Source organism: Rhodococcus erythropolis NBRC 15567 (genome assembly GCF_001552595.1).
GTDB lineage: Bacteria > Actinomycetota > Actinomycetes > Mycobacteriales > Mycobacteriaceae > Rhodococcus_F > Rhodococcus_F erythropolis.
In genome coordinates this window covers 1-12,702 of the sequence record NZ_BCRM01000044.1, presented here as the reverse complement: position 1 = coordinate 12,702, position 12,702 = coordinate 1, and the positions used below count along the sequence as shown (strand labels likewise).

Here is a 12,702-nt window from a genome sequence, read left to right as displayed (position 1 = left end):
GTTGTCGGCTGCACCGTGAGCGTGACCACGATCAGTGGCAAGGTGGGCGGCGGCCCACACTAGGCTGTTGGGCATGCCAGAAGCGCCCGCTGCCGTGTCGAGTGTCTACGTCGCCTCCCCTGAAGGTGACACCGGAAAATCCACCATCGCGCTTGGCGTACTGCAGATGCTGTGCGCGACCGTCGCCCGGGTCGGTGTCTTCCGCCCGATCGCCCGCTCGACCGAGGAAACCGACTACATCCTCGAACTGCTGCTAGAGCACACCACTGCCGATCTCTCCTACGCCGACGCACTCGGCGTCACCTACGAGCAGGTTCACGCCGATCCCGAAGCTGCACTGGCCGACATCGTGGCGAAGTACCACACCGTGGCCGAGCAGTGCGACGCCGTCGTGATCATCGGAAGTGATTACACCGACGTCGCAAGCCCCAGCGAACTGAGCTTCAACGCCCGCATCGCCGTGAACCTGGGAGCGCCGGTCCTGTTGGCGGTTCGAGGCGCTCGGCGCAGCGTCGAGGAGGTTGCTCAGCTCGCGCACCTGTGCGCCGCCGAGTTGGCCGCCAACCACGCTCACCTGCTCGCGGTCGTCGCCAATCGCTGCGATCCAGACAAGCTCGACGAGGTCACCGCAGCCCTGTCCGACATCGGAGTTCCGACGTGGAGCCTGCCGGAGATTCCGTTGCTCGTCTCACCCACGATGGCCGAGTTGATGGAAGCCACCGGCGGCGAGTTGTACTCGGGTGACCCGGAACTGCTGCACCGCGAGGCACTGAAGGTGATGGTGGGAGGCATGACCGCCGAGCACATCCTCGAGCGTCTGGTCGAGGGCATGGTCGTCATCGCGCCGGGTGACCGCTCGGACGTGCTGCTCGCGTTGCTCAATGCGCATGAGGCGGAGGGATTTCCGTCGCTCGCGGGCATCATCATGAATGGCGGGATCACACCGCACCCGGCCATCGCGGCGTTGATGGCCGGCCTCAAACAGCGTCTTCCGATCCTCACGACAACCCTCGGCACTTTCGACACCGCAAGCGCTGCAGCCCAAACCCGCGGACGCGTGGCAGTCGGTTCGCAGCGAAAGGTCGACACTGCGCTGAGCTTGATGGAACAGCGCGTCGACGCCGACGTCCTGATGGACCGACTGGCACTGCCGATTCCGTCGGTCGTGACCCCACAGATGTTCGAGTACAAGCTGATCGATCGCGCTCGACGCGATCGCAAGCACATCGTCCTCCCGGAGGGTGACGACGACCGGATCCTGCGCGCGGCCGGCCGGCTGCTGCAGCGCCAGGTTGCCGACCTGACGATCCTCGGCGACGAACCCAGTGTGCGTCGACGCGCAGCGGAACTCGGCGTGGACATCAGCGGCGCGCAGGTACTCGCACCTGCACAGTCCGAGTACACCGAGCGCTTCGCACAGGAGTACACCGCGCTGCGGGCGCACAAGGGCATGACTATCGAGCGGGCACGCGAGGTGATCGCCGACATCTCGTACTTCGGAACGATGATGGTGCACTTGGGTATTGCCGACGGCATGGTCTCCGGTGCCGCCCACACCACCGCTCACACGATCCGGCCCTCGTTCGAGATCATCAAGACGGCTCCCGGAGTTTCGACGGTTTCGAGCATCTTCCTGATGTGCCTGGCCGACCGCGTTCTCTCCTACGGTGACTGCGCCGTGGTTCCGGACCCGACGTCGGAGCAGTTGGCGGACATCGCGATCTCGTCCGCTCAGACGGCGTCGCAGTTCGGTATCGATCCGCGCATTGCGATGCTCTCGTACTCCACCGGCGATTCGGGCAGTGGAGCCGACGTCGACAAGGTTCGCACCGCGACCGCTTTGGTGCGCGAGCGCCGACCGGACCTGTTGGTGGAAGGGCCCATTCAGTACGACGCGGCCGTCGAGCAGAGTGTCGCTGACAAGAAGATGCCGGATTCTCTGGTGGCGGGCAAGGCCACGGTGTTCGTGTTCCCGGACTTGAACACCGGCAACAACACCTACAAGGCAGTGCAGCGTAGCGCCGGCGCTATCGCCGTCGGCCCGGTTCTGCAGGGACTGAACAAGCCGGTCAACGATCTCTCGCGTGGAGCGTTGGTCCAGGACATCGTCAACACCGTGGCTATCACGGCAATACAGGCACAGGGAGCGTAAGCGTGAGCGACGGCACCGTACTGGTCATCAATTCCGGCTCGTCATCGATCAAATTTCAACTCGTGCATCCGGATACAGCGGAATCGGTAGCGCACGGCCTCATCGAGCGCATCGGTGAACCCGACGGCCACATCGTCTACAACCACCGCACCGGAGTCGAAGACCGCAGCCTCCCCATCGCCGATCACCGTGCGGGACTGAAGATGGTGCTCGACATCGTCGCCGAGGTCGGACGGCCGCTGAGCGAGGCAGGAATCATCGCCGTCGGTCACCGAGTCGTGCACGGTGGTGACATCTTCTACTCGCCGACGCTCATCGACGACGGCGTCGTGAAAGCCATCGCGGATTTGTCGAACCTTGCGCCGCTGCACAATCCGGCCAACGTGATCGGTATCGAGGTGGCGCGCGAAGAACTGCCAGACGTTCCGCACGTAGCAGTGTTCGACACTGCCTTCTTTCACACGCTGCCCGCCGCAGCGTCGACCTACGCGATCGATCGGGATGTGGCCAAGGCCAACCAGATTCGTCGATACGGCTTCCACGGGACCTCACACGAATACGTGTCGGGACGAGTCGCGGACTTCCTCGGCAAGGATCCGGCCGAGCTGAATCAGATTGTTCTGCACCTCGGAAACGGCGCTTCGGCCTCGGCAATCAAGGGCGGCAAGGCTATCGACACCACGATGGGCCTCACCCCGCTCGAGGGTCTTGTCATGGGCACCCGCAGCGGCGACATCGACCCAGGCATCATCTTGCACCTCAATCGCAACTCGGGAATGAAGGTCGACGAGATCGACGACCTCCTCAACCGTCGTTCCGGTTTGAAGGGACTGTCGGGAGTCAACGATTTCCGTGCCCTGCTCGCACTGATCGAGGGCGGCGACGAAGACGCACAACTTGCCTACGACGTCTACGTACACATGCTCCGTAAGTACATCGGCGCCTTCATCGTTCAACTCGGTGGCGTCGACGTCATCACCTTCACCGGCGGTGTCGGCGAGAACAACATCGACGTACGACGCGACAGCCTGGCTGGCCTCTCCCGTCTCGGAATCGAGGTCGACCCGGCTCTCAACGAGGCGAAGAGCCGCGACGAGCGTCGTATCTCCGCATCCACGTCGGCCGTCGAGGTGCTGGTGGTCCCCACCAACGAGGAGTTGGCGATCGCCCGCGCGGCGAAGGCGTTGGTGGCCGCGCTGTAAATCTCGGGGAGCGCGTCAGAAATTGCTGCGCGGACGCACCGCGTTCGCCCGGTCCACGAGGGCGTAGCGGTGCGTGCGGGAGGTCGTGGCGCGGGCGAGGGCGCGAAGGCAGGCTTCGGCTCCGGTGCGCAGACCCTGCTCGGTGAATGGCAGGTCGAGGATGGGTTCGAGTTCGGTGTGCGAGCGGTTTCCGTAGCGAATCCAATCGAGTGCCGTACCCAACACCAGGGTTCGCATCTGCAGACTTCGGCTCTCCTCGGCCGGTAGCGCGCGAACGCGACGGGCGGCTTCCCTCAGAGTCGATTCGTCGAGTTCGGCGATCGGAACGCCGGACAGCATCGTCAGAGCGCTCGACATCCGTGCGACGTTGTAGTGCCGGGAAGACGTGGGAACTTCGTCGAGGGCGGCGATGGCTGCCTTCTTGTTGCCGTGATCGGCGAGTTGTCTGGCGAGCCCGAATGCTGCGCTGACGTAGTTCCGTTCGGTCCGCCAGACGGTGCGGTAGTACTTCTCCGAGAAGCGGCACCATTGGTCCGGGTCGTCGCTCTCCCAATGCTGGAGGATCAGTTCTGCTGTCGCCGCCAACGCGAGTTTGGGTGCAGCCTCGCCCGGCAGAGCCGTCAGGACGGTCTCGAAATGACTGAAGGCGGGCTCGAATCGGTCCAGTTGCAACGCTGCAAGCCCTCGATACCACTCGATCTTCCAGTGATCACCGATGCTCTGCTGGAGTTCGTCCAGAACACTCAGCGCGGTCTCCGGATCGCCGAGATCGAGATGAGCCTTGGCCTCGGCCAGTCGGACCTCGCCGGAGATGGCGGCCGCCGGTGTGCCTGACGTTCGGTCGATTCCGTTCTCGCGGGCGTGTTTCAACGCATCGAGAGTCTGAGACGGTTCGCTGTGCACCGCTGCCGCCAGCAACGGCGCGCTGGGATCGGTGGGGTCGACCAACGGGATGGGAAGTGCGTGCGCAACTTCGCGCGGATCGAGAGCAGCGTCGTGGCTGATACCGTCGACGTACACATCGGTTTGCCCGACCAATTCATCGGTGCCGAAAGACGTTCGCTGCCTGCTGAACACGAGCGAGAGCCCGGGATTCTCCTGCCCGGTCTGCTCCGCGAGGATTTCTCGCAGAACGCCGGTGAGTTGGCCCGCGATCTCCTCGGCCGACTGGAAACGCTTCTTCGGATCCGGGTCGGTGGCGCGCAGCAGCAGGCGGTGGAAGAACTCGTTGTCCCGCAGCAGTGGCTCGTCCTCGGGTTCGGGAAGGCCGTCGAGGTACCGTCCGTGCTTCGAGGGCATGTCGAGGGTGAGAACCGCGAGTGTTCTTCCGACGGTGAAGATGTCGGAGGCGATGGTCGGGCCGGTCTCGATGATCTCCGGCGCTTGATAGCCGGCAGTGCCGTACAGGTATCCGTAGTCTTCGATTCCGGATACGGCGCCGAGGTCGATCAGCTTCAGCTGGTCCTCGGTGACCATCACGTTCTCGGGTTTGAGGTCGTTGTACGCCAGGCCGGTGGAATGCAGATAGCTCAGCGCCGGAAGGATTTCCAGTACGTAGCCGATTGCCTGCTCGATCGGCATGTGCTTGCCGTCCGGGAATTCGGCCAGCACCTCGCGCAATGATCGCCCGCCCACGTATTCCATGACGATGTACCCCATGGGTGTCCCGTCCGGGCGCGGATGCTCCACGAAGTTGAAGATCTTGACGATGCTCGGGTTGGCGACCTCGGCGAGGAACTGACGCTCGGCCACCGCAACGGCTTGCGCTTCGGAATCACCGAAATGCAAGAGTCCCTTGAGAACTACCCACCTGTCGCTGACATTGCGATCGATCGCGAGGTAGATCCATCCCAGGCCGCCGTGCGCGATGGGCCCTTGAACCTCGTACTGTCCGGATACCAATTCGCCCTCTTCGAGGAGTGGGCGGAAGTCGAAAGTGGAACCGCACTTGGGGCAGGTGCCGTGCTGAGTTGCCTTGGTGCTTGCGCTCTTACGGCCGACAGGTTCGTTGCATTTCCAACAGAACCGTTTGCGCTCGGGGACCGTCGGGTCACTCATCACCGCAGATGCGGGGTCGATCTGCGGGACGGGGGGAACTTCGACCAGGCCGCCGCCGAGGCGCAGCTTTCGTCCCGACCGGCTGCGGCGGGATCGAGTGGAGCGGCCGGTAGGGGAGGAGGATGCGGACGGCGTAGTTCCTCGTATCTGGGCCGAGGTCGGTTCGAGGCGCTCGTAGGCGCCGGTGGCTTCGGGTTCGGGGCGTACGGAGGCTTGCGTGGAGTCAGGCTCGCGGTGAACCGCCTGCGTGGAGTCAGGCTCGGGGCGTACGGAGGCTTGCGTGGCGTCGGGCTCGGGGCCGGATTCTTCGGTCATGTCAGCCTCAATCCCGGTAGACGGCCGGCGGGGGACCGGGTGACGGACCGAGGACGCTGAGCCAACGGTCGTAGATACGGTTCCAGGTCCCGTCACCCCGGATTCGCTCGAGGGTTCCGTTGACGAATCGGACCAAGTCGGGGTTGTCCTTGTTCACTCCGATTCCGTAGGGTTCGACGCCCAACGAACCACCGACCATCATGAGATACGGGTCTTGCGAGGCGAGGCCCGCGAGGATCGTGTCGTCGGTGCTGATCGCGTCCACCTGCCCCTGTTGGAGGACGACGAGGCAGTCGGACCACATCGGGACGGTCACGACGGTGGCTTCGGGTTGGAGCTCCTGGATTCGCGTGGCCGACGTCGTTCCCCGGGCAGCGCAGACTCGCTTGCCTGCGAGATCGGCGATGCCGCGTACCGGTGAACCCTGCAGGACCTGAATTCGTTGCTCGGCGGAGAAGTACTGCGTCGAGAAGTCGACCTTCTCGCGCCGCTCGCACGTGATGGTCATGGTTTTGACGACCACGTCGACCATGGATTCCTGGAGTGCGGCGATCCGATCGTCCGAGGTCAGGATTCGGTACTCGATCTTCTCCGGGTCGCCGAGCAGATCGCGGGCGATCTCGCGGGCGATGTCCACGTCGAAGCCTTCGAGGCGTCCGGTCGCCGGATCGCGAAAGCTCATGAGGTTGGAACCGGTGTCCAGGCCCACGATCAGCCGCCCGCGGGCGCGGATGGCGTCGAGGCTCGGCGTGGGTGGCCGCGGAGATGCGTCTGCGGGTGTGGGGCGCAGGCTCGCAGTGAGGTTGGTGCACGACGCGGTGGTCGTCGGTGTCGGACTGGGCGCGATGGTGGCCTCGGCCGGCAGCGGCGGTTCCGTGTACGACGTGGCGGCCGCGTTGTTCAGGTCTTCGGCTCGATCTGCACCGCAACCGGCGAGCGCCAGCACGGACGCTGCCAGAACCGCGACGCACACGGCCGGGAGCTTCCTCCGCATCTCCGGTACTCCCGTCACTGATACTCCCGCAGTCGGGGCCAGAACCCGATGAAGATTCCGGCAACTCCGAGAACTGCCAATACAGTCATGCCCGGTGCAGAGGCAGCCAACACACGTGAGGCGTACGAGACGTCGGACCGAAGATTTGTGCGCGAATCCACGATTCCTTGCCAGAGTTCGTGATCGAGCTTTCCGTATTCCGCGGCCGAATCCTGTTCTCCGGAGCCGATGGTGATGGCGGCAGCGGACGTGAAGTCGCCGGTCCCGAGACGGTCGTACATGCGCGTGTGCGCAGCCACCCATTGCTCGCGCGAATCCAGTGCGGCGGTCAGCACCTCGTTGTTCACTCGGGCGCGTTCGTCGCTGCGTAGGCCCTCGAGGATGTCGCGCAGGGCGTCGACCTTGCGAGTGAACGTCACGTTGTCCTCGGCAGTTGAATCCCGTCTCGCCAACGTGAGGGTTTCGACGGTACGTGCCTGCTGTGCCATGATCCGGGCCTCGGTCAGTTCGTGCAGTGGCTCGGCGCCCGCGTCGAGTGCGCGTCCGGTGGCAAGTGCGGACACCAGTCCGACGGTGAGCAGCCACAGCAGCGCAGCCGCGACGGCGAGCGAGGCAAGGATCAACCCGAGATTGAAGCGTCGGCGACTCTTGCGGGAGAAGTACACCTGTGTTGCCACCAGCGCGCACAACACGAGGACGAATGCCACGATCGGCCACCACGGTGGAGTCTCGAAATCGCGCTGTACCTGCGAGACCAGGGTCTCCTGCGAGGCGTGCAGTTGCTGAGCCATCGGCAGCAGCGAGGTCTGCATCAACTGCGAGGCCTCGCTCAAATATGCTGCCCCGACCGGGTTTCCGACGCGATTGTTCGCCCGTGCAGTTTCGACCAGCCCCGTGTAGACGGAGAGGTCGGTCGAGATGGTGGTCAACGCGCTGTGCCCGGCAAGATCAGTCGAGTCGAGACCGGCCGACGCCTGGACGATCTCCGCCGACGCCTCACCGATCGACTGCGTGTATCGGTCGCGTACTTCGGCGGGTTCGAGGCCGCCGGAGATGAAGGCGGTGGCCGCGGCGGCGTCTGCCAAAGACAACGCGCTGTAGAGGTTCTGGGCCGAGTTGGCGAGAGGTTCGGTTTCGACGAGGAGGAGGTCGAGGTTCGCCTGTCGGTTCTCGATCGCTGCGGTGGCGAGGAGTCCGGCGATCAAGGTGATCGCAATCAAGATCACTCCGACGACGGTCAACCGGCCAGGCGTCGAGGACATGAATGCCTGGAGTTCGCGCCGCAGAAGTGCTCGCTCGTCCTCCGCCGATACCGAAGTGCCCTCGGCGGGCGGCAGCGACCGGGGTTCGATGGACGGGACGACACGGTCGACCATCGAGCACCTCACTTCGCTGTAGGCGGGCTACCGAGAAATGATGCCGCCGAGAAATGATTCAGGGCATCTTCGCGAGCATATAAGCATCACCTACACCTGGAGCAGTTTGAAACGGTTAGTGTGGGACAACGGCGAGAGCAGGCGGAGCGAGGTAGTCGATGCGTGGTGACGGTGACGGTTGGTCGATCGGACCGGACGGTACTCGGCATTGGGGTAAACACGGAGCCGCTGGACTGCTTCTTCGCGCCCCCGATTCGGACGGATCGCCCCTGGTCTTGCTGCAGCATCGTGCGGCGTGGAGCCATCAAGGTGGTACCTGGGCATTGCCCGGTGGAGCACGGGACTCACACGAAAGCACGACGCACGCCGCTGTCCGGGAGGCACACGAAGAAGCCGGAATCGCCGAAGACGCCGTTCGCGTCCGCGGTGAGGTAGTGACGATGCACGCGGACAGCGGGTGGACCTACACCACCGTCGTGGCTGATGCGGCGCATCCACTGTCGACGGTTGCCAACGGTGAGAGCACCGAGTTGCGGTGGGTGCGTGAAGCCGACGTCGATTCGCTGCCATTGCATCCGGGATTCGGTTCCTCGTGGCCCGAGCTCCGGACTGCGCCTGTACCAGCCGAGACCGAAGACCTACAGGCCGGCGACCCACACACCGTCGTACTCGAAGACGGTGGCTTCGGATGGTTGTCGGTCAGCTCGCACCAAGGCAGTTCCCACCAAGACAGTTCCCACCAAGGCAGTTCCCACCAAGGCAGTGAGCAGTCAGGCAGTGACCAGAACCTGTCCGAGGCGTCGAGTACGCAGTCTTAACAGGGCATATACAGCAGAAGGGCCGGACTCCTCAGGAGTCCGGCCCTTCTGTGTTTCGGTCTCCCGACCGAAACGAGGCTCAGCTGAGCGAGTTCAGCGCCGTGATGAAGCTGACCGCGGTGATACCGAGCTTGAGCAGCTCGCTGATCTTGCCGAGGTTCAGGTCTTCGAGCGATTCGGTGCTGAGCGAGCCGGTGTCGAGGGATCCCATTTAGTGCTCCTAGGTTCAGTTAGTAACTGGAGGTAAACTACAACAAACCGAATGGGATGTGACACGCAATCGAAACAACTGTGATCAAGATCACGTAATCCGACTTTTCGGACATCCAATCGCACCTAGGAACTGGGGGTTTGTTGTCTGATCGGACAACTTCCGTTCATGTTTCGAGTCAGGCGTGCTGACCCGTAACTGTGTGGAAATCGCCCGGCAAACAGTTGACGGTCGCCAGTTACCGGTTTTCAGCGTCCAGTGACGGCCGCGGCGAGGCGCTGCGCAGCCGCCTGCGGATCCGACGCCTGCGTGATTGCACGCACGACGACGATGCGCGTGGCACCGGCATCGAGCAGCTCCGGCAGGCGTTCCTCGTCGATGCCGCCGATTGCGAACCAGGGGCGCGGCGGTGCGGCGTCGGCGGTCGATCGAACCAGTTCCAGACCGGACGCACTTCGATTCGGTTTGGTCGGTGTCGCCCAGACCGGCCCGGTGCAGAAGTAGTCGACGCCCTCTTCGATTGCGGCCAGACTCGCCTGCGCGCGACTACTCGTCGAACGCCCGATGACGACGTCTTCACCGACAACGGTTCGTGCGTAGGGGACGGGAATGTCGTTCTGCCCGAGGTGGAGGATGTCGGCACCGGAAGCCATCGCGAGATCCGCGCGATCGTTCACGGCCAACAATGCGCCGTGGCGTCGCGCTGCGGCCGCGAGAATGCCCAGTGCTACCAGTTCGTCCTTGGCCTCGAGCGGGCCGAACTCGCGCTCACCGGCAGAGCCCTTGTCACGCAATTGGATGATGTCGACTCCGCCGGACAATGCTGCCTCGGCGAACTGCGCGAGGTCGCCTTTCTCGCGGCGCGCGTCGGTGCACAGGTACAGCCGTGCTGCTGCCAGGCGCTCGCGCCGGTCGATGACGTTACTGGGATGTGTGGGGTGCACGGAGCAAACGGTAGCCTCTAGGGAGCAAGGTTCGACACGGGAGTCCTGAAACGTCGCCGTCACTTTTTGTCGTGACTGCGAGGTTCGTGGGGCTGAGAGGGGATCGCGACCAGATCCCGACCGTCAGACCTGACCCGGATCATGCCGGCGCAGGAAGTGGAGGTGGAGTTTCGTGAGTACACACGCTCGTACGGTGTCGGTTGTCGGCGGCGGTGTCATCGGTCTCGCCATTGCGTGGCGAGCAGCCCGCGACGGGTGGTCCGTTCGGTTGTACGACCCGTCCATTGGATCAGGTGCTTCGTGGGTGGCGGGCGGAATGCTCGCCCCGCTTTCCGAAGGCTGGCCGGGTGAAGAGACAGCGTTGACGGTTGGTGCAGCGTCCCTGGCACGGTGGCCGACGTTCGGTGAGGAGCTCGGAAAGTTCGGGCCATCGGTCTTCACCGCGGACAGTTCGCTGACGGTTGCACTCGATGCGGCCGACGCGCAGGACCTGCAGACCATCGCCGAGTGGGTGACCGCGCAGGGCCATGAACTCGAAGTTCTCGGTCGCGCCCGCATCCGCGAACTCGAACCGATGCTCGGCCGGGGCATCCGGTCGGGACTGATGGCTGTCGGTGAGTCCGCCGTCGACAACAGACTTCTGCTGGAGGCGTTGCAGAAGGCCTGTGCGGAATCCGGCGTCGAATTGATCGCGCGTGCCGTCAACGACCTCGCCGAACTCGACACCGATCAGATCGTGCTCACCGCCGGTATCGCGTCACCCAAGCTGTGGCCCGGGTTACCGGTACGCCCGGTCAAGGGCGAAATCCTTCGCCTGCGGAGTAGGCCTGGAGTCACCCCGGCGCCCAGCCGCACCATCCGCGGAAGCGTCCACGGGCGGCCCGCCTACCTCGTCCCGCGCGGTGACGGAATCGTCGTCGGCGCAACACAATACGAGTCCGGTGAGGACACGCAGGTGACGATGGCCGGAGTACGGGACCTGATCAACGACGCCGAGGCGCTGATGCCGGCGATCGGCGAATACGAACTGTACGAATGCGCGGCAGGCCTGCGTCCCATGACGCCGGACAACCTGCCGTTGATCGGGCGCGTGTCCGATCGTGTTGTCGTCTCCACCGGACACGGACGCAACGGTGTCCTGCTGACGCCCGTCACCGCCGATGCGACGGTCGCGTTGCTGAACGGCACATCTTTGGTCGAGGTAAAAGGAACCGAACCCGAGCGGTTCGCAGTAGTTAAGGAAAATTCATGAGTGAGCAGGTCCCGATCGGGATCACCGTCAACGGCGAAGATCTCGAGTTCGATCGAGCAGTCACGGTGACCGAGCTACTGACGCACCTCGAGTTGCCGAGCAAGGGTATCGCCGTCGCCGTCGACGGTGCGCTCTTTCCTCGCGGGCGTTGGGACGAATCCGTCGGACGTGGTTGGGAAATCGAGATCCTCACGGCGGTGCAGGGTGGCTGAGCAGGACCTTCTCACTATCGCTGGCCGCAGCTTCGGTTCCCGGCTCATCACCGGAACAGGCGGCGCCGCCAACCTTGCGGTGCTCGAGGAAGCGCTCGTCGCCTCCGGCACCGAACTGACCACCGTCGCGATGCGGCGAGTCGACGCGGCCGGCGGCACCGGCGTTCTGGACCTGCTTCGTCGCCTCGGAATCGAACCGTTGCCGAACACCGCCGGGTGTCGGGGCGCCGCCGAAGCAGTGCTGACGGCGCAGTTGGCACGCGAAGCGCTCGAGACGAACTGGGTTAAACTCGAAGTCATCGCCGACGAGCGGACACTGCTGCCCGACGCAATCGAACTCGTCTCCGCCGCAGAACAATTGGTGGACGACGGATTCACCGTTCTGCCGTACACGACGGACGATCCGGTGCTGGCGCTTCGCCTCGAAGAGGTTGGTTGCGCTGCGGTCATGCCGCTCGGTTCACCCATCGGCACCGGGCTTGGTATCGCGAATCCGCACAACATCGAGATGATCGTCGAGCGCGCCGGCGTACCCGTCATCCTCGACGCCGGGATCGGAACGGCCAGCGACGCCACCCTTGCCATGGAGTTGGGCTGCGACGCCGTCCTACTTGCGACAGCGGTGACGCGGGCCAAGAATCCCGCGCTGATGGCGTCGGCGATGCGTCACGCTGTCGTGGCAGGTTTCGAGGCGCGGCACGCCGGCCGGATCCCCAAGCGATTCTGGGCTCAAGCGTCGTCCTGAGGGACGAGATCCGGGTGATTTCTCGGGGTTCTGCCCGAATTGCCCGGACTCATGTCCTACCTGAGTACCACTCGGAACTAGACCTGTGGCCGATGTGCTGGTCATTGCCGGTAGGGCAGAGTTCTCCTCATGATTGAACTGAGGGGATTGACCAAGGTTTACGGACCGACGAAAGCGGTGGACGATTTGTCGTTCACGGTCAAGCCGGGCATCGTGACGGGCTTTCTGGGCCCCAACGGTGCGGGTAAGTCGACGACGATGCGGATGATCCTGGGTTTGGATCAGCCGACGTCGGGTGCGGCGTTGATCGACGGCAAGCCGTACCGGGAGTTGAAGACGCCGTTGCGGACGGTGGGCGCGTTGTTGGATGCGAAGTGGGTGCATCCCAATCGCAGTGCGCGGGCGCATCTGCAGTGGATGGCC

12 protein-coding genes and 1 riboswitch are annotated in these 12,702 nt (G+C 64.1%); of the genes, 7 read left to right on the top strand and 5 right to left on the bottom strand.

The window, feature by feature from the left end; all coding sequences use genetic code 11:
• Positions 1-73 precede the first annotated feature (73 nt).
• Both pta and RE4_RS29800 read left to right on the top strand, forming a co-directional pair.
• Complete coding sequence (gene pta / locus RE4_RS29805) at positions 74-2,152, top strand: phosphate acetyltransferase (protein WP_003944313.1); 2,079 nt, start codon at positions 74-76, stop codon at positions 2,150-2,152.
• Between the two features lie 2 nt (positions 2,153-2,154).
• The gene (locus RE4_RS29800; RefSeq protein ID WP_020968845.1) at positions 2,155-3,354 is read left to right on the top strand and encodes an acetate kinase; all 1,200 of its coding nucleotides are present in this window, start codon (positions 2,155-2,157) and stop codon (positions 3,352-3,354) included.
• Positions 3,355-3,369: 15 nt separating this feature from the next.
• On the opposite strand, the gene RE4_RS29795 is transcribed toward RE4_RS29800, so the two are convergent.
• Genes RE4_RS29795 through RE4_RS29785 form a run of 3 tightly spaced genes read right to left on the bottom strand, consistent with a single transcriptional unit; the run spans position 3,370 to position 8,097 of the window.
• Positions 3,370-5,727: a serine/threonine-protein kinase gene (locus tag RE4_RS29795; protein ID WP_060939863.1), complete on the bottom strand. Its 2,358-nt coding sequence runs from the start codon at positions 5,725-5,727 to the stop codon at positions 3,370-3,372.
• A gap of 7 nt (positions 5,728-5,734) precedes the next feature.
• Entirely contained in the window at positions 5,735-6,721 is a 987-nt protein-coding gene (locus RE4_RS29790) for a glutamate ABC transporter substrate-binding protein (RefSeq protein ID WP_060939870.1), read from the bottom strand.
• A gap of 14 nt (positions 6,722-6,735) precedes the next feature.
• Positions 6,736-8,097: a GlnX family signal transduction membrane protein gene (locus RE4_RS29785; protein ID WP_020968848.1), complete on the bottom strand. Its 1,362-nt coding sequence runs from the start codon at positions 8,095-8,097 to the stop codon at positions 6,736-6,738.
• A 158-nt stretch (positions 8,098-8,255) separates the two neighbouring features.
• Here RE4_RS29785 and RE4_RS29780 point away from each other — a divergent pair, with 158 nt between their 5' ends.
• Positions 8,256-8,915, top strand: coding sequence for an NUDIX hydrolase (locus RE4_RS29780; protein WP_060939862.1), 660 nt, complete (start codon positions 8,256-8,258; stop codon positions 8,913-8,915).
• 79 nt (positions 8,916-8,994) lie between these two features.
• Here the strand turns inward: RE4_RS29780 and RE4_RS31735 are convergent, their stop codons facing one another.
• Positions 8,995-9,126, bottom strand: coding sequence for a hypothetical protein (locus RE4_RS31735; protein ID WP_003944354.1), 132 nt, complete (start codon positions 9,124-9,126; stop codon positions 8,995-8,997).
• A 248-nt stretch (positions 9,127-9,374) separates the two neighbouring features.
• A complete protein-coding gene (thiE, locus tag RE4_RS29775) occupies positions 9,375-10,070 on the bottom strand; it encodes a thiamine phosphate synthase (protein WP_060939861.1) in 696 nt (231 codons plus the stop codon).
• Positions 10,071-10,096: 26 nt separating this feature from the next.
• Positions 10,097-10,243, top strand: a riboswitch (TPP riboswitch).
• Between thiE and thiO the strand changes: the two genes are divergently transcribed.
• The 4 genes from thiO to RE4_RS29755 form a co-directional block, all read left to right on the top strand.
• Positions 10,243-11,322 (top strand): glycine oxidase ThiO, encoded by a 1,080-nt coding sequence (thiO, locus tag RE4_RS29770; protein WP_060939860.1) that lies wholly within the window; start codon positions 10,243-10,245, stop codon positions 11,320-11,322. Its footprint overlaps the riboswitch before it by 1 nt.
• Complete coding sequence (thiS, locus tag RE4_RS29765) at positions 11,319-11,534, top strand: sulfur carrier protein ThiS (RefSeq protein WP_003944402.1); 216 nt, start codon at positions 11,319-11,321, stop codon at positions 11,532-11,534. Before thiO ends, thiS begins: the two co-directional genes overlap by 4 nt.
• Positions 11,527-12,279, top strand: coding sequence for a thiazole synthase (locus RE4_RS29760; RefSeq protein ID WP_007726857.1), 753 nt, complete (start codon positions 11,527-11,529; stop codon positions 12,277-12,279). Before thiS ends, RE4_RS29760 begins: the two co-directional genes overlap by 8 nt.
• A gap of 129 nt (positions 12,280-12,408) precedes the next feature.
• Positions 12,409-12,702: ATP-binding cassette domain-containing protein (locus RE4_RS29755; protein ID WP_155716999.1), on the top strand; the 294-nt coding region annotated here is incomplete at its 3' end.

Bases quoted from the DNA above. Each gene is read 5' to 3' on its own strand.
- pta (WP_003944313.1), top strand. From the start codon at position 74: ATGCCAGAAGCGCCCGCTGCCGTGTCGAGTGTCTACGTCGCCTCCCCT.
- RE4_RS29795 (WP_060939863.1), bottom strand. From the start codon at position 5,727: ATGACCGAAGAATCCGGCCCCGAGCCCGACGCCACGCAAGCCTCCGTA.
- RE4_RS29790 (WP_060939870.1), bottom strand. From the start codon at position 6,721: ATGCGGAGGAAGCTCCCGGCCGTGTGCGTCGCGGTTCTGGCAGCGTCC.
- RE4_RS29785 (WP_020968848.1), bottom strand. From the start codon at position 8,097: ATGGTCGACCGTGTCGTCCCGTCCATCGAACCCCGGTCGCTGCCGCCC.
- RE4_RS29780 (WP_060939862.1), top strand. From the start codon at position 8,256: ATGCGTGGTGACGGTGACGGTTGGTCGATCGGACCGGACGGTACTCGG.
- RE4_RS31735 (WP_003944354.1), bottom strand. From the start codon at position 9,126: ATGGGATCCCTCGACACCGGCTCGCTCAGCACCGAATCGCTCGAAGAC.
- thiS (WP_003944402.1), top strand. From the start codon at position 11,319: ATGAGTGAGCAGGTCCCGATCGGGATCACCGTCAACGGCGAAGATCTC.